The sequence below is a fragment of the Streptomyces sp. BL1 genome, assembly GCF_057628045.1.
Genome location: NZ_JBXYWZ010000002.1, coordinates 539,189 through 556,005 on the forward strand (window position 1 = coordinate 539,189; position 16,817 = coordinate 556,005).

A 16,817-nucleotide genomic window follows, 5' to 3' on the forward strand; every position below is an offset into this window, starting at 1 on the left:
CGAACTCCCCATGCGCATTGGCATTCTGGGACTGGGCCGCATCGGCTCCTTCCACGCCGAGACCCTCGCCGGCATCGACGCCGTCGAGAGCCTGGTGGTCACCGATCCCGTACCGGCGGCGGCCGCTTCCGTTGCCGAGCGCTTCGGCGCCCGTCCGGTCGACTCGCCCGAGGCCGTACTGTCCGCCGGCGTCGACGGGGTGGTCATCGCCGCCGCCACCGACGCCCACCCGCAGTTGATCCTGGACGCCGTGCAGGCGGGCCTGCCGGTGTTCTGCGAGAAGCCGGTCGCCCGTACGGTCGAGGAGAGCGCCGAGGTGGCCCGCGAGGTCGCGGGCAGCGGCGTGGAGGTGCACATCGGCTACAACCGCCGCTTCGACCCCGGCTATGCGGCAGCCCGCGCCGCGGTCGTCTCCGGCGAGCTCGGCGATCTGCACACCGTACGGTCCACCACGCTCGACCCGGCTCCGCCGCCCCCGGAGTACGTGGCCGTCTCCGGCGGCATCTTCCGCGACTGCGCCGTGCACGACTTCGACACGGTGCGCTGGGTGACCGGGCGCGAGGTGGTGGAGGTGTACGCGACCGGCGGCAACCGCGGTGCCGACTACATCGCCGCCGCCGGCGACGTGGACACCGCCTCCAGCATCCTGACCCTCGATGACGGCACACTCGCCGTGGTCTCCAACTCCCGGCACAATCCGGCCGGTTACGACACCCGCCTGGAGCTGCACGGCATGCGCGACAGCGTCGCGGCCGGGCTGGAGGACGGGCTGCCGCTGCGCTCCACCGACCCGGGCGCCGCCTTCCCCGCCGGCCCGGCCCACCAGTTCTTCATGGACCGCTTCGCCACCGCCTACCGCGCCGAACTCACCGCCTTCACCGAGGTCGTCGCCGGTACGCGCACCTCCCCCTGCACCGTCGCCGACGCCGTGGAGGCCGGCCGCATCGCCGAAGCCTGCGCGCTCTCCCTGCACGAGCGGCGCCCCGTACGCCTGGACGAGGTGCCGGCCGTCTGAGGGGCGCCGCCGGCCTCACCTCGGGCGGGGCGGCTCCGCTCTGACGGCACGAGTGAGAGGAGGGGGCGGGCCGGTGGCGTTTCCGGTCCGGCCCCCTTCCCCTCGTCCCGGACGGTTTTCCCTCGTCCCGGACGGTCAGGCGGAGGCGAGTTGCTCCGCTGCCGTACGGAAGGCCGCGTCGGCGGCCTCGGCCACCGGAAGGGCTCGGTGTCCGGCCGAGAGGATCTCCACACCCCAGGGGCCGGTGAAGCCCGCGGTGCGCAGGGCACGGATGATGCCGGGCAGGTCGAACGAGCCGTGGCCGCACAGCAGTCGGCGGTGCGCGGTGTCCTCGAAGAGGGTGCCCACGATCTGCGGCGCGGCGTCGCTGAGTTCGACGCCGACGAGGCGCTCGGGCGGCAGCGCGGCAAGGTCGGCGGGCGGGGTGGCGGCGCGTTCGGTGTGCCAGACGTCGACGATGAGGCCGCCGGCAGGATGCTGCGCCTGCTGTACGAGGTGCAGCCCGTCGTGCACCGTCTTGATGTTCGACCAGGGGAGGAATTCCAGGCCCACACGCGTCCCCGCGTCCTCGGCCTCGGAGCACAACTGGGCGAATTCCCACGCCCAGTTGTCCGCGTCCCACGGTGCGTCGGTGACGTCCGGGCCGACCTTGAGGTGCCGGGCGCCCAGCGCCTCGGCCGCGGTCAGCAGGGTGCGCCGGGTGGCGTCCGAGGCCCGGCGGCGGGGTCCTTCGGCCCACCAGTCGGTGAGGAACTCCAGCTCCAGATGGTCGATTCCGTTGTCCTGGAGCATGGAGCGGATGGCCGGAAGACCGTACCGTTCCCCGGCCGCGACGAGGTCGGCGTGCAGCAGTCCGAAGCCGCGGAAGCCGGCGGCGGAGGCCGCCTCGATGCGCTCGCGCAGCGGCAACGGACTGGCGGGCTCGTCCCGGTGCGGCCCGGTGTCGCCGGCGGTGGTCCAACAGGTGGCCAGGAGTGCGTCGTTGTGCCGGGTCATGGGGTGCGGGTGCCCCCGTTCCCGGCGCGCCGCAGCACCGTACGCAGGTGTTCCAGGCTGGCCGCCACGTCCTCGACCGGGCCCCTGCCGCGGGGTTCCCCGGTCAGGATGGTGTCCTGCTCCAGTACGTGCCAGCCGTCGTACCCGCAGCGGGCGAGGTGTTCCACGATGGCCTGTACGTCCACGTCGCCCGTGCCCAGCGGCCTGTACATGCCCTGGCGTACGGCCTCGGTGTAGGTGAGGCGGCCGGACTGGACCCGGGCCGCCAACTGGCCGTCCACGTCCTTCATATGGGTGTGCGCGATGCGTTCCGGGGCCTGCCGGGTCAGCTCGGCGGGGTCGGTGCCCCCGATGAGCAGATGGCCGGTGTCCAGGCACAGGGCGATCGAGGAGTGTTCCAGGAGGCGCCGGACCTCCTCACCGTTCTCGATCATCGTGCCGACGTGCGGGTGGAGGACGGCGCGTACGCCGTGTTCCGCCGCGTACCGCGCCAGCCGGTCCACGTTCGAGAGCAGCACTTTCCATCCGCGCTCGTCGAGGACGGGGCGGCTGTCGTAGCCGTCCAGTCCCGTGGCGGCCGAGAGCACCAGGGTGTCGGCGTGCGTGCTCGCGTACCCCTCCAGCAGCCGCTCCACTTCCGGGAGCGGGTCGTGGTCGGGGACGTGCAGCACGAGCGGGGTGAAGCCGCCGACGCACTCCAGGCCGTGCCGCGCGAGGGTGCCGGCCAGTGCCTGCGGGTCGCCGGGCAGAAAGCCGTCCGGGCCGGTCTCGGTGGCCGACAGGCCGACCTCCGCCATCTCCTGAAGCACCCGCTCGGGCGTCAACTGGTAGCCCCAGCCGGGCACTTCGCACACGCCCCAGGAGATGGGGGCGCCCGCGATCCGGTGCGGGTGGCCGGTGGACATCGTGCGGTCGGGGTGCATGCGGCCGCCTCTCGTTCGACAGGCCGTGGGCCTCGGCCGCCCACGGACACGCCCGCCAGGCTAGACACGGCACGGCGCGGTCCTGAAGAGGCGCGCGGCCCTCAAATACCCCTCAAGAACCCCGCAGGAAGCGATCCGGGACGGGAAGGCTTCGCGTAGAGCCGGGACTTCGCCCGGAGCCGGGGGCCTCGCGTGGAGCCGGGGGCCTCGGGTTGACCACGCCGGTATACCGATCTGTATAGTCACAGCTTGTAGACAGATCGGTCTACACGATGCCCGCGAACACCCGGTCACCCACGGAGAGAGCCCATGACCTTCCTCACCGACGACCTCCTCGTCGACGGCGTACGCCTCGCCTGCCGCGACCGCGGCCGGGGCGAGCCCGTGGTCTTCCTCCACGGCACGCCCTCGCACTCCCACGAGTGGCGGGACGTCGTCCCGCACATCGAGGCGGCCGGCTACCGCACCCTCGCCTACGACCTGCTGGGCTACGGCCTCTCCGAGCGCCCCGTGCACCGCGACACCTCGGTCGCGGCGCAGACCAGCCTGCTCGAAGCCCTCCTCGACGAACTGGGCCTGGACTCGGTGAACCTCGTCGCACACGACATCGGCGGCGCCGTCGGCCAGCGCTTCGCCATCGCCCACCCGGAGCGCGTACGACGCCTCATGCTCATCGACACCGTCAGCTACGACTCCTGGCCGTCCCCGACCTGGCGGAAGATCATCGACGAGCGGCTGGACGACCACATGAACCTCTCCCGGGACGCGTTCGACGCCCTGCTCACCCGGCAGTTGAAGATGACCGTCGAGGACGGAGAGGCGATGGCCGGCCATGCGCTGGAGGCGTACCTGGCCCCGCACCGGTCGGCGCTGGGCCGCGCCTCCTTCTTCGAGCACCAGGTGCGGCATTACGACTCGCGGTACACCGAGGAGATCACCGGCCGGCTGGCCTCCCTGACCATGCCCGTGCGCATCCTGTGGGGCGAGAACGACCAGTGGCAGCCGCTGAGTTACGCCCAGCGGCTCAGCGGCGACATCCCCGGCGCCGAGCTGGTCGTCGTCCCCGGGGCCGGTCACTTCGTCATGGAGGACGCCCCGCGGCGCGTCACCCGCGAGATCGCCGACTTCCTGACGGTCCCCACTCGGGCACAGCCGGTGCCGTAGCAGAACGGGCCCTGCCCGTACCCGGGTCAGGCGTCGATCACCAGGTTCTCCAGGGGCGTCGAGCAGCACAGGAGGATCTTGTTCTGTGCGGTGTCGCGGGGGCTGATGCCGCCGTTGTGGCGCATGTCGACCGAGCCCTGTTCCAGGGTGGTCATGCAGGAGCCGCACAGGCCCTGGCCGCAGGAGGAGGGCAGCGTGATCCCGGCGCGGGCCGCGGCCTCCAGTACGGGAGTTCCGGCGTCGCACTCGATGCTGGTGCCGCTGCGGGAGAGCTGCACGGCGTACGTCGCGGCGCGGGCGGCGCTGTCGGGTTCGGACGGCGTTCCGTCCGTCGCGAGAGGGCTGTCCGGCTCCGCGAGGTCGAAGCTCTCCTGGTGGTAGTGGTCCATCGGGAAGCCCGCGGCCGAGAGCATTTCGCGTACCGCGCCCATATAGCCCGGCGGACCGCACGTGAACACTTCACGGTCGAGGAAGTCGGGGGCGATGTCCTCCAGTTGGCCGAGGGTGAGGCGTCCGCGGTGGCCGGGCCATGGTGCTGCTCCGTCCTCCTCGCAGATGTGGGTGACGCGGAGGTTCGGCATGGCGCCGGCCAGCACGTCGAGTTCCTGCCGGAAGGGGATGTCCTCGGGGGTGCGGGCGCTGTGCACGAAGACCACGTCCGCGGGAGCGGCCAGGTCGTGGAGGGTGCGGGTCATGGACATCAGCGGGGTGACGCCGCTGCCGCCGGAGAGGAAGAGATAGGCGGGAGCCGGATGCCGGGTGGAGGTGAAGTGGCCGTGCGGGCCCCGGGCGCGTACGGCATCGCCCGGAACCAGGTGGTCGTGCAGCCAGTTGGAGACCTCTCCCCCGGGCACGCGCTTCACGGTGATCGTGGCGAGGTGCGGACGTGTCGGCGGGGAAGAGAGGGTGTAGCAGCGCTCGGTCTCCCGGCCGTCGACGGTGAAGGTGAACGTGAGGAACTGGCCCGGCTCGTGCCGGAAGAGCCCGGGCCCGGACGGTTCGAAGACGAAGGTCTTCATATCGCGGGTGACGTCCAGCACCTGCCTGCACACCAGCAACTGCTCGCTGGCTGCGCCCGGTTCAGGAGAGAGGGCAGGCGGGGTGGCGGTCGCCGGCGTGAGCAGATCGTTCATGCCTGCAGCTCCTCTCGAAGACGCGCGACGTACCAGGCACAGAAGGCCTCGACCTGGTATTCGGTCGGGGCGTACGGGCCGGGCTCGTACGCCGGGCTGGTGATCCCTCGCTGGGCGCGGGCGACGAGGCGGGCGTCCTGCTCGTTCGTCGCCGTCCAGATCTTCAGCAGCGTGTCCGGGTCGTAGTCCACGCCCTCCGTGGCGTCCTCGTGCACGAGCCACGTGGTGCGCAGCAGCGTCCTGTCCGGGGCCACCGGGAGGACGCTGAAGGTGATGGCGTGGTCGCCGACAACGTGGAACCAGGAGTTGGGCTGCAGATGCAGCGCCAGGTGTCCGAGGCGGGGCGTGGGCAGATCGCCCAGGAGGCGGCCGCAGGCCGCGCTTCCGTCCGGGGTGAAGGACTCGCCGGCGAGGTCGAGGGCGTCGCGCTGGATGCGGAATCCGGTGGGGCGGTTGTCCAACTCCTCGATGAGCGCGTACGGAAGGCCGAGCCGTTCGTACGTGGCGCGCATCTCGGCGTCGGCCTGCAAGTAACGCTCGTGCGCCTGGCGCAGGTTCGGCGGGAGGTTCTCCTCGGTGTAGCCGTAGGTGGGGAAGAACGTGCGCAGCAGCTCGGGATGGCCGTCGCAGTGGTAGCACTCGCGGTTGTTCTCCATCACGAGTTTCCAGTTGCCGTCCTCGACGAGGTCGGTGCGGGCCGCCACCTTGGCGCGGCGCAACTGGTGCGGGCGCAGATACGGCTCGATACGGGCGGCCACGTCGTCGAAATCGTCGGGCGGTTCGTCGGCGAGACAGACGAACACGAGCCCGCCGACGCTGCGTACGTGCACTGCTTTGAGTGCGAAGCAGTTGCGGTCGAAGGTGGCCGGCTGGGACGGCGCGTGGAGCAGGCTGCCGTCTTGGCCGTACGTCCATTTGTGGTAGCCGCAGACCAGGTTGCCGGTGGATCCGCTGCCCGCGTCCAGGAGGCGGCCGCCGCGGTGCCGGCACACGTTGTGGAAGGCCCTCAGGTTGTCCTCGCCGTCGCGCAGGACGATCAGCGAGTAGGGGCCGATCTCCACGGTGGTGTAGTCGCCCGGTTCGGGCACCTCCGCGTCCACGGCGACGAAGAGCCAGTGACGGGCGAAGACCGCCGCGATGTCGAGGTCGAAGAACTCCTGTTCGGTGTAGAAGGGGCCTTCCAGGCTGTGGCCGGGTACGCGCCGTTCCAGGGCGTCCCGGGCCCGGGAGGGTGCCGCCGTCCTGGTCGGGTCCAGTGTGGTCGGGTCGAGTAGTGTCACGCTGCTCTCCTGTTCGTACGCGTACGTGGGGGCCCTTCGCCAACAGCCCGTGTGCGCCCGGGTGTTGGCGCGACGGCCGGAGCGGGGGTCACATCGGCAGGCACAGCCGCAGGGCGTCGAGTACGGCGGCGTGGATGTTGCGGCTGGTGACGGCGTCCCCGATCCGGAACAGCTGGTAGCGCCCCGCGGGGTTGCCGCCCTCCTGCTGGGGCCGGGTGGCGAGCAGGTCGCGGTGGTCGACCTGTCCGAGATTGGTCGAACCGGGGAGCAACTCCCAGTACAGATCCGCGTGGGGCAGCGTCCCGTGCTCGACGACCACGTGGTCCACGCTCCTGTGCGTCTCCCGTTCGGCGTACTCGCTGCGCAGCGTCGCGGCGAGGCGCCCGTCGCCGGTCCGGCGCACGGACTGCAGCCGGTGGGCCAGCGTGGTGCTCACCTCGTGTTCGGCGAACACCTGAAGATAGGCCGGGGAGTTCATGCTGCCGACGTCGGGAGCGAGCGTGCGCTCGGGTGTCACGTACTCGACGGAGACGCCCTGACGGGCCATCACCTCCACGGCGTCCAGGCCCGGATAGGCGCCGTTGTCGTCGTAGACCAGCACCCTGCCGCGGGGACGCAGGGCGCCGCTCAGCACGTCCCAGGTGTCGGCCACGACATCCGAACCTTCCGTCAGAAAGGAGAGGTTGGGCAGTCCGCCGGTGGCGACGAGGACGATGTCGGGGTGCTCGGCGAGGACGTCCTCCGCCTCTGCGTACACCCCCAGGCGGAGGTCGACGCCGAGGACTTTGCACTCGTCGACGCGCCAGTCGACGATGCCCAGCAGATCGCGCCTGCGCTTGTTCGCGGCGGCGATCCGCACCTGCCCGCCGGCCAGTTCGGCCGCCTCGTACAGCACGACGTCGTGCCCGCGTTCCCCCAGTACGCGGGCCGCTTCGAGCCCCGCGGGCCCGCCACCGACGATCACCGCCTTCCTGCGCTCGCCGGCGGGCGTGATGGTGTGCGGCAGCTGCCCCTCGCGCCCGGTGGCGGGATTGTGGATGCACTTGGTGTCGCCGGAGTCGTAGATCGCGTCGAGGCAGTAACTGGCCCCGACGCAGGGGCGGATGCGGTCCTCGGCACCGGCTTTCACCTTGGCCACCAGATGGGGTTCCGCGATCTGCGCCCGGGTCATGCCGACCAGATCCAGCAGACCCTCCCGTACGGCGTGCCGCGCGGTGGCGACGTCGGCGATCCGCGCGGCGTGCATCACCGGCACGTCGAGCCGGCGTTTTATCTCCGCGGTGAAGTCGAGGAACGGCGCCGAGGGCGTCCCCATGGACGGAATCGCGCGGGCCAGGGAGGCATCGCTCTCGATCGAGCCGCGGATGGTGCTGAGGAAGTCGATGCCGTCCCCGACGAACGTCCCCGCCGCCTCCATGGCCTCCTCGAAACCCAGCCCGCCCGGCCGGTCCTCCTCCATCATCATGCGGATGCCGACGATGAATTCCGGCCCGACCGCTGCCCGGATCGCGGAGATCACCCGCCGGGGGAAGGCCATGCGCTGCGCGAGGCTCCCGCCGAGGGCGTCGGTGCGGTGGTTGGTCGTGGGCGAGAGGAAGCTGTCCAGGAAGTGACCGTAGGACTGGATCTCGATGCCGTCGAGTCCGCCGGCCTCGCAGCGTACGGCCGCGTCCGCGTAGTCCCGCACGATGCGGTCCAGGTCCCACGGCTCGGCCTCTTTGGGGAACGCGCGATGGGCGGGCTCTCTGAGCGGCGAGGCGGAGACGACCGGCAGCCAGTCGCCCGTGTAGTTGCTGGTACGCCGCCCCAGATGGGTGACCTGGCACATGACGGCGGCGCCGGCCTCGTGGACATCGTCGGTCAACCGCCGCATCCAGGGCACGACTTCATCGCGGTAGAGCAGCAGATTGCCGAAGGAGGGCGGGCTGTCGGGCGAGACGACGGCCGAGCCGCCGATCATGGTCAGCCCGACGCCGCCGCGGGCCTTCTCCAGGTGATAGAGGCGGTAGCGGTCCCGGGGCAGCCCCTCCTCCCCGAACGCCGGTTCGTGCGAGGTGCTGACCACCCTGTTGCGCAGGGTGAGGTTCTTGATCGTGAAGGGCTGGAGCAGGGGATCCGTCACCTGTGTACGCATGGCGCTCCTCGTGAACCGTCCGGGGCGGGGCAGGAAGCGTCCACGCGCTCCCGCGCCGCCCTCACCACCGCAGCGCGGGGCCGCGGCACTTGCCGGGAAAGAGAGGGGATCCGGCCGACGGCCGGCCCCGTGTGCGAAGCCATTCGATTCGATGCATGCGGAACTCCGCGCACCGGCGCGGAGGTTGAACCCGTGCGGAGGTTGAACCCGTTCTGAGCGGTACACCCCCAGCGTGGAGCCGCCACCGTCCAACGACAATCAAGCGCTCCCGGAGGGAATCGTGCGAACTGCCTCCACGATCAACAGACGTCGCATCCCTTCCCGCGGCGCGACGGGGCTGCTAGGACGTACGGCTGCCGCGGGCGCGGGCGGGCCCGTGGAGGGCGGTCCGTCGGCGCACCGGTCCCGCCGGCGGCCCGGTTCCCCGGCGGTCCGGTTCAGAGGCGGCGCATCCACGCCGCGGTGGCGTGGCCGGCGGCGACGTACAGCACCGCGGGCAGTCCGTAGGTCAGCAGGAGGCGTACGCCGGCGTTGTGCGTCGTGAAGACCGCCTGCGCCCACCAGCCGAGCCACGACGCGGCGGCCCGCACGAAGTCCACGAAGGGGTTCGTATGGTCGACTTCGAGCGAGGACAGCAGGATCCACAGCGTCAGGACCGCGGCGGCGACGTCCGCGACCGACTGGACGACCGCGGCCGCGCGCCGCAGGCCGGCACCTCCGCCCGGCCGTTCGCGGCCGGAAGCGGCGCCGGCCGTCGCATAGTTGCGCCCCGGGGCGGGCCAGTACGCGGAGGGATCATCGCCGGGGCCGTTCGCCGGCGGCTCCGGTCCCGGTCCGTGCCGAGGACGTCCGTCGGGCGGCTGTAACGGCTCGGCATCACCCACGCGACCCCCATCCGGCGCTCCTCACGCCTCGGCTGCGAAGAACGTGCGGCCACGGGCGGTGTACTCCCCCGAGAACACCGCCCGTGGTCCGGGCGGGCGCTGCCCGCGCTCACATTCCCTCTGCGCCGCAAAGGCCGGTTGGTGTTACACCCACCGCAATTCCCCTCCGTGCAAGTCGGCGAGTGAGCGGATTGCGCCACCGGATTCCCCGGGTGTGACGAAAGAGAACACCATGGCGCTGAGAAGAGTGAGCCGACTGGTCATCGGCGGCCAGCGGATCGAGGAGCAATCCCCCGGTTCCTCCGTCCGCTCCTGCGGCGCGAGTGGCTTATTACCCCTACGCCACTCGCGCCGCAGTCCTTCCGGAGTGCGGCCGTTCCAGGCGGCAGTTCTGCCGGACCGCGTCTTTCCGGAAGAAGTCGGCAGCCGGGGCCGGCCACCCCCCACAGGAGACGACCCCGGCTGTGCAGCACGTAGCAACGTGCCGCACTTCTCCCTGCGCTACGACGCGCAAAAACGTTACGCGTCACAACCGCCCTCACCTGCACGCCAGTCGTAGCCTGAGTCAATCAATTCCCGGCCGGCAGTGGAATTCGGCCAAGCCGCCCGCACAGAACATCCGGCCTGTCATCGCCCCTTCTCCTGCGGTGAGTTCACACGGTCGTGAAGAAATTGTAGCCCTCCCGCGCAGCCTTTCCCCGGTGCGGGGCCGGGCACACCGGGAAGGCCGCCGAGGCCCGCATCCGAACCTGCGAGGAGAATGCTGTCGCGCCGCCCGGAAGAGCCACAGAAGGAAACGGCGAATACCTCACGCCGCAGGGATCAGAGGGGTCCGGGTCCATGGAGAACGGTTAACTCATCGGTAGCAGCACACACTTCACGGCGCGAAAGGCGGCCCGGGAAAGCGGCGGGCACCCCGCTTCTCCCGCGCAACAGCAGCCCGCAACCGCCCCACACCGCACAGGCGATGGACACGACCGCCCGGTACCGACCGCGTGCCCGGGACGTAAAGAATCTTCACCCGGCCCCCTCCACAGATACACAAGTTCGTGAAATTGTGAATGCATGGCCGAGTACGCGCAGCCGTGCTGCAGCCCGTACCTCTCCCCCGCCGCCAGGGCCGGGAAGCCGAGCCTGGCCGAGCGCGACCTGTTGACGTACGAGCAGACCGCTCAACTGGTCGCACTCTTCAAGACGTTGGGGAACGGCACGAGGCTGCGCCTGCTGCACGCGCTCCACCGCGGCGGGCAGGTGGCCGTGGGCGAGCTGGCCGGGCAGGTCGGCATGACGGCGCAGGCGGTGTCCAACCAGCTGCAGCGGCTCACCGACCGGGGCATCGTCACGGCCCGCCGGGACGGCAACAGGGTCTTCTACACGCTCGCCGACGCGTGCCTTCCTGCCGTACTGGATCTGGCGTTGTGCCTGACCGAGGAGACGGCGGTGGACCGCGATGTGAGCTCGTAAGGACCGCGCGCAAGGGCCGACGCCCCTTACGGCGGACCGGCCGCCGGGCCCGGCGCCACCCCTCACCCACCCGCCCCGCTCCGCACCTCTCCGAGGGAGAACCCGAGATGGCCACGATCGACGACAGCGGTCTGCGCAAGCAGATCCGTGAACAGGTCCGCGACCGTTACGCCTCCGCCGCCCGCGCGGTGGTCTCCGGCGGCGTCGCCTGCTGCGGAGGAGAAACGTCATGCGACGCCGGGCCGGCCGCGGTGGAGGAGGGGTTCGGCTCCGAGCTCTACTCCCGCGACGAACGGGACGCGCTGCCGGCCGCGGCGGTGGCCGCCAGCCTCGGCTGCGGCAACCCGCTGGTGGTCGCCGAACTGCGCGCGGGCGAGACCGTGCTGGACCTCGGCTCCGGCGGCGGCATCGACGTACTGCTCTCCGCGCGGCGCATCGGCCCGGCCGGCACGGCGTACGGGCTGGACATGACCGACGAGATGCTCGGCCTCGCCCGCGCCAACGCCCTCCAGGCGGGCGTGCGCAACGTGGAGTTCCTCAAGGGCGACATCGAGGCGGTGCCGCTGCCCGACGCCGCGATCGACGTGATCATCTCCAACTGCGTCATCAACCTGTCCACCGACAAGCCCGCCGTGTTCGCCGAGGCGTACCGCGTGCTGCGTCCCGGCGGGCGCCTCGGCGTCAACGACGTGGTGGCCTCGAACTCCCTCTCCGGCGCCGAGCGTGCCGCCCGCGGCGACTACGCCGGCTGCCTCGCCGGCGCACTCAGCTTCACCGAGTACCGCGACCAGCTCGCGGCCGCGGGCTTCACCGGCATCAGCGTCACGGCCACGCACGCGGTGGCCGACGGCATGCACAGCGCCACAATCCGCGCCACCAAACCATCCCCCTGAACCCACGCCGAACACACAGCACTTACCGCGCACGGCCCCCTGGCAGACCCCGCCTCCGGCCGACTCCGCCGCCGCCCCGGTACTCAGTCCGGATTCTGAGCTGCGCGGTAGCAGCTGCGGGAGACGTAGCTGGGGGCGTTCTGCTTGCGCAGGCCGCACAGTTCGGCCTTGAGGGCGCGGGCCTGGGCTACATGCGGGTCGTCGCCGGGGGCCAGAGCCAGCAAGTCGACAACGTGCAGGGCCTCTTGGACGCGCCCGGCATCGCGGAGCCGGGCGGCCCGGTCGAGGACCGCCTGCTTGTCGGTGATGGCCTCGGCCCGTACGGCGGCGGCGTCGGCGGGCCGGGAGGGGTGCAGGTGGGTGGGGTTGCCGTCCCACCAGCCGGTTTCCGAGCGTGCGATGTCGCGGACGATGTAGTCGCGGTGTCCGTAGTTCTCGCGCATCCACGGCACGTCGAACAGCTCGGCCGGACAGTCGATGTCGTGGACGATGTCGTCGACGCCCATGCCCTGATTGAGCCGTTCGACGACGGCGTGGCGCATCGACCGCAACGCCGCCGCTGTCGCGGTCAGTTGCTCGACTGCTCCCTCACGGATGACCGGGCCGAACTCGGGGATCACGACGGCGGGGTCGAGCGCGGCGAGCCGGTCGAGGGTGTCGGCCCACCGTACGGTGTCGCGCAGCGTACGCATCGGGGTGCCGATGTTCGGGATGCCGTTGATGACGGCGGCACTGGCGTACAGGGTCCGCTCCCGCGGCAGCCACACCGCGGTCACGTCGTCCGTCTCCGACGGCGCCCACAGCAGCCGTACGGTGCGGTCCGTGCCGCCGAGGGTGAGCGCGTCGGTGTAGGTCTGGTCGGGGAAGGTCAGCGGGGGCACCTGCGGGAAGTCCCGGAGGGGCCGGCGGAACTGACGTGCGTTGATGTGGTTCTGCAGGCCCGCCGTCTCCAGGTAACGGCGGTAGCGGTGTACGACGTTGGCGTGGGCGATCACGGTCGGCCGGGGCTCGCCGCGCGCCTCGGCGGCCTCGAGGAATCCGGGCACGCCGTAGTTGTAGCCGAGGTGGCCGTGGCTGTAGACGATCCAGCGGACCGGCAGTCCGGTGAGTTCCCGCAGCTGGTCGACCACGGGCTGCACGAGGTGGGGTGCCGGACCGGAGTCGACAATCAGCAGCCCTTGACCGGTCTCCACGGCCAGGCTGTTGCCCTGCAGGCCGATGGTGTGGACGCCGGGGCCGATCGTCTGGACTTCCTTGCCTCCGAGCAGCGGATTGGACTCGTCATTGGTGGCCAGCATGTACGGGCTCCTTGGACGTGTGGCCGGGTGCGTGACTGTGCGCCGGGACCGGGTTCAGGGACAGGAACGGGTTCAGGGACAGGAACGGGAGCGGCATCCGACATCACCTCTCACGCGATGCCGGTGCCGCCCAACGGGCCGGGCGATGAAGGGAGTTACTGCCGCTCGATGGGCGGGAGGACGTACCGGCCCTGGAGCATCTCGGAGCGCGGCTCGTAGAAGCGCAGGGTCAGTTCGAAGGCGCCGGAGGGGGCGGGCAGCCAGTTCGCTGTGCCCTCGGCGGGTTCGCCGTGCTGGACGTGGAGATCGAGGGAGCCGTCGTCGCCGTGGACGAGGCCGGGTGTCCTGTCGCCGATCGCGTACCTGTTGATTTTGTTGTCGATGAGGAAGTTGTCCTCGTCGTAGGCGGTGAGGGACCAGAAGGCGTCGACGGGCGGCAGCCGGTCGGCGTGGAAGTGCAGCCGGTAGGCGTGGTCTCCGGTGAGAGGCCGGCCGGCCGCGTCGCGCCGGGTGCTCGCGTAGACGGCTTCCTCGGCGGTGAGGGCGCCGAGGCCGTGCAGGGCCACGATCGCCCGCCGCAGATGGTTCTGCCCGTACGTGCCGATGTCGAGGTCGTACGACCAGCCGGTCCCGTTCTTCGCCGCCTTCTCGCCCCGCGTCGCCCCCCTGGACTTCAGGAGACGGTCGCCGAACCGCACGGCCTCTTCGAGGGCCAGCCGGCGCACGCCGTCGAGGCTCTCCTCGGAGGGGCGGCGCCCCGGGCCGACGCCGATCGACGCGAACCGTTCCAGGAGCGGGGCTTCGGCGGCGGGCGGAGGATTGCGGTCGAGCGCGGCCCCCAGCTCGTCGAAGAACGCGAGGCCCGCAGTGCCGATGTCGTGGGGAGAGAGCACCGGCCCGGTCGACCATTCGGCCGCGCTGTCGCTCTCGTTGAGCGGGGTGAGCCGGTAGTGGCTGATGAGCTCGGAGGTGGCCTTCAGGTCGCGTTCGCCGTCGACGATGGTGCGGCCGAGCAGCCAGACGGTGTCGGTCGGGGCCTGCACGACGGGCAGATCGGGACGCTCCCCGGAGTCGTGGGGCCCGACGATCAGGTGGCGGCCCGCACGCGTCCCGGTGGTGCGACTGCCCACGTAGGCACAGGTGTTGGTGTACGCGTCGAGGAACTGGAAGCTGTAGTAGCGGCCGTCGACGTCGGGCACGTCGAGGATGAGGGGTCCGCGCGAGAGGTCCAGCCAGGCGATCGAGTAGAGGGTGTCGTTGTTCGGCTTGACGATCTCGCGGTCGTGCGGCGTGGCCAGCCTGGTGCGGTGGCGGAGGGTGTTGAACGGGGCGCTCCCGCGCCGTTCCTGGTGTGTGAGCAGCACTTTGGTGCGTTCCATCAGGACCAGCGGATAGCCCCACACGTAGGCCTCGACGGCGGTGGTGAAGGCGTCGGTCGCCCGCTGGGCGATGCGCGGTGCGCCGGTGGGCGTCGTTGTCCCCCGGGTGGTGGTTGCGGTCACGGTCTACTCCTTTGGCTGACGGTGGTCACGTGCGGTCTTCCGGGGCGGCTGCGGCCAGTACGAGAAGGGAGTCGACGGCCGTCGGGGATCCGTCCGGGCGGATGAGCAGCGGGTTGACGTCGAGTTCGGTCACCATCGGCGCCTGTGCGATGAACTCGGCGAGACGGCTCAACACCTCGGCGAACGCCGCCGGTTGGAGGGCGGAATGCTGTGCGGCCAGTGCCGCGGCAACCTTCTGTGCGGCGTCCGGCGCCGCGGGGATCCGGATGACGTGCCGTTCCTGCCGCGCGTCCTCCGCCCGGGAGCCGCCGGGGCCGATGACGAGGGCCGGACCGTAGTGCGGGTCGCGGACGGCGCCCACGGACAGTTCGCCGCAGTGGGAAAGCTGGGGCTGTACGACGGCCTGTACGTCGCGCAAGTCCAGTTCACCGGCCCTGCCCAGCAGTTCGGACGCGACCGCGGGGACGTCGGCACCCGGGACGTTCAGGCGGACGAGGCCGAGGCGGGCGCGGTGCGGGGCGTCCGGTGAGTCGATCTTGACGACGAACGGGCCCTGTCCGTACGGCGCACCGTCCGCGAGCAGGGCGGCGGCAGCATCAGGGGCGAGCGACTCCACGTAGGGCACCCCGAGTTCGGCCAGGAGCCGGCCGGCGAGGATCTCCGTCACGACGCCGGGTCCGGCCGGCAGCCGGGCGGCGGCCTGTGCCGCAGCCGCCTTCGCGGCGAGCGCCGCCCCCTCCTCGACGGGCTCCGGATCAGGGGCGCGTACGAGCGCGGGGAGCGCCCGCATCAGGGCGGCGATACTCGGATACACGACGCCGGCGGGGGTGCCCTCCAGCGCCCGGTCGGGTGGGCAGGCCCAGATGAGCCAGCCGGGCGTATCCAACTCCGCGACGGTGCGGGCGAGTCGGCTGTAGACCTCCGGGAAGAGGTCGCCGAAGGTGAAGTAGCAGACGATGCCGTCCAGCGACGCGTCCCGGTCCAGGGCCGCCAGCAGCTCACCGAAGGCGTCCGCGTTCCGGTAGAACTGGCCGCCGAGGTCGATCGGGTTGTCGAGCGCGGCCACGCCCGGCAGGTCCAGCGCGGCCACGGCATCCCTTGTGTGCGACGACAGTTCGGGCACCTCGGCGCCGAGGGCCGTCAGCCGGTCGGCGATCACCGCTCCGGCGCCGCCGGACATGGACAGCACCGCGAACCGGGGCTTCGCCGGCAGCGCCGCGGGGCGCTGCATCGCGGTCATCAGGTCGGCGAACGACTCGTCGTCCTCGGCGAGGACGATGCCCGCGTCCCGGCACAGTGCGCGGAAGAGCAGATGGTCTCCGGCGACCGCGGCGGTGTGCGAGAGGGTGGCCCGGCTTCCTGCCGTGCTCGCGCCTGCTTTGAGGGCCACGACACGCTTGCCCAGTTCGGTGGCGCGCCGGCCGAGGCGGGCCAGTGCCGCGGGGTCGCGGATCTGTTCGACGTACAGGCCGAGGACACGCACGTCGGGCTGTTCCAGCAAGTAGGCGCCGACGTCGGTGAGTTGCAGGCAGGCTTCGTTGCCGACACTCGCGTAGTAGGAGTACGCGGCACCGCGCTGGTTGAGGAGGCCGGCGAGGACGAAGCCCATCGCGCCGCTCTGGGTGACGATGGCCAGCGGCCCCGGCTCCGGCGCCCGGCGTTCCACATACGCGCTGGCGGTCACGGTGGCGGCGGCGGGCTTGCTGATCAGGCCGAGGCAGTTGGGGCCGAGTACGGGCATGTCGCCCGCGACGGCCCGCAGTTGTTCCTGCCGGCGGCGGCCTTCCGGACCATCCTCGGCGAAGCCGGCCGAGAAGAGGATGACCGAGCCCACTCCCCCGCGCCGTGCCCGCTCGACCACGTCGACGGCGGAGGCGGCCGGTACGGCGACGACGAGCAGGTCCAGCAGGTGGCCGTCGGTCAACAGGTCGTCGAGCGCCGGGAGTTCGGCGTCGGGCGTACGGGGTTCGACGGCGTGGATGTCGCCCGCGTAGCCGCCTGCCCGGAGCAGGTCGACGACGCGCCGGCCCCAGGTGCCGGGGCGGGCCGACAGGCCGATGACGCCGATGGCGCGGGGATGGAAGAGGGGGTCGAGCGGGTGGGACATCGGGTACCTCCGCGGCTCGTGGGG

General features: G+C 71.3%; 13 protein-coding genes. 4 read left to right on the plus strand and 9 right to left on the minus strand.

The genetic code is table 11. The features are described from left to right. Positions 1 to 10 precede the first annotated feature (10 nt). On the plus strand, positions 11 to 1,015 hold the full coding sequence (locus AC3AGO_RS02595) for a Gfo/Idh/MocA family protein (RefSeq protein ID WP_487818438.1): 1,005 nt from the start codon (positions 11 to 13) through the stop codon (positions 1,013 to 1,015). Between the two features lie 135 nt (positions 1,016 to 1,150). On the opposite strand, the gene AC3AGO_RS02600 is transcribed toward AC3AGO_RS02595, so the two are convergent. After that, the gene (locus AC3AGO_RS02600; RefSeq protein ID WP_487818439.1) at positions 1,151 to 2,011 is read right to left on the minus strand and encodes a sugar phosphate isomerase/epimerase family protein; all 861 of its coding nucleotides are present in this window, start codon (positions 2,009 to 2,011) and stop codon (positions 1,151 to 1,153) included. Then, the gene (locus AC3AGO_RS02605; protein ID WP_487818440.1) at positions 2,008 to 2,934 is read right to left on the minus strand and encodes a sugar phosphate isomerase/epimerase family protein; all 927 of its coding nucleotides are present in this window, start codon (positions 2,932 to 2,934) and stop codon (positions 2,008 to 2,010) included. Before AC3AGO_RS02605 ends, AC3AGO_RS02600 begins: the two co-directional genes overlap by 4 nt. Before the next feature lie 309 nt (positions 2,935 to 3,243). Here AC3AGO_RS02605 and AC3AGO_RS02610 point away from each other — a divergent pair, with 309 nt between their 5' ends. Then, on the plus strand, positions 3,244 to 4,098 hold the full coding sequence (locus tag AC3AGO_RS02610; RefSeq protein ID WP_487818441.1) for an alpha/beta fold hydrolase: 855 nt from the start codon (positions 3,244 to 3,246) through the stop codon (positions 4,096 to 4,098). 26 nt (positions 4,099 to 4,124) lie between these two features. On the opposite strand, the gene AC3AGO_RS02615 is transcribed toward AC3AGO_RS02610, so the two are convergent. From AC3AGO_RS02615 to AC3AGO_RS02630, 4 genes are all read right to left on the minus strand, one after another. Further along, on the minus strand, positions 4,125 to 5,231 hold the full coding sequence (locus tag AC3AGO_RS02615) for an FAD-binding oxidoreductase (protein ID WP_487818442.1): 1,107 nt from the start codon (positions 5,229 to 5,231) through the stop codon (positions 4,125 to 4,127). Further along, entirely contained in the window at positions 5,228 to 6,511 is a 1,284-nt protein-coding gene (locus AC3AGO_RS02620) for an aromatic ring-hydroxylating oxygenase subunit alpha (protein WP_487818443.1), read from the minus strand. Before AC3AGO_RS02620 ends, AC3AGO_RS02615 begins: the two co-directional genes overlap by 4 nt. An 88-nt stretch (positions 6,512 to 6,599) precedes the next feature. Beyond that, the gene (locus AC3AGO_RS02625; RefSeq protein WP_487818444.1) at positions 6,600 to 8,645 is read right to left on the minus strand and encodes an oxidoreductase; all 2,046 of its coding nucleotides are present in this window, start codon (positions 8,643 to 8,645) and stop codon (positions 6,600 to 6,602) included. 437 nt (positions 8,646 to 9,082) lie between these two features. Continuing rightward, entirely contained in the window at positions 9,083 to 9,529 is a 447-nt protein-coding gene (locus AC3AGO_RS02630; RefSeq protein WP_487818445.1) for a hypothetical protein, read from the minus strand. A gap of 1,065 nt (positions 9,530 to 10,594) precedes the next feature. Between AC3AGO_RS02630 and AC3AGO_RS02635 the strand changes: the two genes are divergently transcribed. Both AC3AGO_RS02635 and arsM read left to right on the plus strand, forming a co-directional pair. Next, positions 10,595 to 10,993, plus strand: coding sequence for an ArsR/SmtB family transcription factor (locus AC3AGO_RS02635; RefSeq protein ID WP_487818446.1), 399 nt, complete (start codon positions 10,595 to 10,597; stop codon positions 10,991 to 10,993). A 107-nt stretch (positions 10,994 to 11,100) separates the two neighbouring features. Next, entirely contained in the window at positions 11,101 to 11,886 is a 786-nt protein-coding gene (arsM, locus tag AC3AGO_RS02640; protein ID WP_487818447.1) for an arsenite methyltransferase, read from the plus strand. Between the two features lie 83 nt (positions 11,887 to 11,969). Here the strand turns inward: arsM and AC3AGO_RS02645 are convergent, their stop codons facing one another. From AC3AGO_RS02645 to AC3AGO_RS02655, 3 genes are all read right to left on the minus strand, one after another. Then, entirely contained in the window at positions 11,970 to 13,184 is a 1,215-nt protein-coding gene (locus AC3AGO_RS02645) for an alkyl sulfatase dimerization domain-containing protein (RefSeq protein WP_487818448.1), read from the minus strand. Positions 13,185 to 13,339: 155 nt separating this feature from the next. After that, positions 13,340 to 14,686: a DUF1254 domain-containing protein gene (locus tag AC3AGO_RS02650; protein WP_487818449.1), complete on the minus strand. Its 1,347-nt coding sequence runs from the start codon at positions 14,684 to 14,686 to the stop codon at positions 13,340 to 13,342. A 25-nt stretch (positions 14,687 to 14,711) separates the two neighbouring features. Further along, on the minus strand, positions 14,712 to 16,793 hold the full coding sequence (locus AC3AGO_RS02655; protein ID WP_487818450.1) for an acetate--CoA ligase family protein: 2,082 nt from the start codon (positions 16,791 to 16,793) through the stop codon (positions 14,712 to 14,714). Between the last annotated feature and the right edge of the window lie 24 nt (positions 16,794 to 16,817).

Coding starts and splice junctions, on each gene's coding strand:
- AC3AGO_RS02595 (WP_487818438.1), top strand. CDS start 11: ATGCGCATTGGCATTCTGGGACTGGGCCGCATCGGCTCCTTCCACGCC.
- AC3AGO_RS02600 (WP_487818439.1), bottom strand. CDS start 2,011: ATGACCCGGCACAACGACGCACTCCTGGCCACCTGTTGGACCACCGCC.
- AC3AGO_RS02605 (WP_487818440.1), bottom strand. CDS start 2,934: ATGCACCCCGACCGCACGATGTCCACCGGCCACCCGCACCGGATCGCG.
- AC3AGO_RS02610 (WP_487818441.1), top strand. CDS start 3,244: ATGACCTTCCTCACCGACGACCTCCTCGTCGACGGCGTACGCCTCGCC.
- AC3AGO_RS02615 (WP_487818442.1), bottom strand. CDS start 5,231: ATGAACGATCTGCTCACGCCGGCGACCGCCACCCCGCCTGCCCTCTCT.
- AC3AGO_RS02625 (WP_487818444.1), bottom strand. CDS start 8,645: ATGCGTACACAGGTGACGGATCCCCTGCTCCAGCCCTTCACGATCAAG.
- AC3AGO_RS02635 (WP_487818446.1), top strand. CDS start 10,595: ATGGCCGAGTACGCGCAGCCGTGCTGCAGCCCGTACCTCTCCCCCGCC.
- arsM (WP_487818447.1), top strand. CDS start 11,101: ATGGCCACGATCGACGACAGCGGTCTGCGCAAGCAGATCCGTGAACAG.
- AC3AGO_RS02645 (WP_487818448.1), bottom strand. CDS start 13,184: ATGCTGGCCACCAATGACGAGTCCAATCCGCTGCTCGGAGGCAAGGAA.
- AC3AGO_RS02655 (WP_487818450.1), bottom strand. CDS start 16,793: ATGTCCCACCCGCTCGACCCCCTCTTCCATCCCCGCGCCATCGGCGTC.